The sequence below is a fragment of the Halomonas almeriensis genome, assembly GCF_030409235.1.
In the GTDB taxonomy this organism is placed as follows: domain Bacteria; phylum Pseudomonadota; class Gammaproteobacteria; order Pseudomonadales; family Halomonadaceae; genus Halomonas; species Halomonas almeriensis.
In genome coordinates, this window is record NZ_JAUFPO010000003.1 from 1 (window position 1) to 608 (window position 608).

At 55.3% G+C, this 608-nt stretch carries 1 tRNA gene and 1 rRNA gene; both read left to right on the forward strand.

Features of this window, described 5'->3' with window-relative positions:
- Nucleotides 1-52: ribosomal RNA gene (locus QWY74_RS01505) — 16S ribosomal RNA — on the forward strand; the annotation flags it as partial.
- 95 nt (nucleotides 53-147) lie between these two features.
- Nucleotides 148-224 (forward strand) — tRNA-Ile (locus tag QWY74_RS01510).
- Nucleotides 225-608 lie beyond the last annotated feature (384 nt).

Sequence of the window (608 nt, forward strand, 5' to 3'; positions counted from 1 at the left end):
GAAGTCGTAACAAGGTAGCCGTAGGGGAACCTGCGGCTGGATCACCTCCTTAACCGACGACGTCATCGTCACTCGGCAAGTGCTCACAATGAATTACCTGATCGGCCAGAGCAAAGACTGTTTGGGTCGCGGACCCAGTGGCTAGCCGGGTCTGTAGCTCAGTTGGTTAGAGCGCACCCCTGATAAGGGTGAGGTCGGCAGTTCAAGTCTGCCCAGACCCACCATTCTCCGAACGAACGGGATCGCTCAGTTGGTTAGAGCGCACCCCCGGACGTTATATAAAGAGAAGGGTGAGGTCGCGGGGTTTCTTCAAGTCTGCCCAGACTCACCAAATTTGCGTGATACGGCGTTGCTTTGCGACTCGCATAGCAGGCTATGCGTCGCCACAAAGCGCCTTGTCTCACACAAATTATACTTATCTTGTTGCGATGATTTTTCTATCAGGCAAGGCGAGCGATACATGAGCGAGGGAGTTGGCGTCAGGCCAATGACCGAGTGAGTGAAGATGCTCAACACCGCCTGAGAGAAAAAGCAGAAGCAAGAAGGGGCCTTAGCTCAGCTGGGAGAGCGCCTGCCTTGCACGCAGGAGGTCACCGGTTCGATCCCGG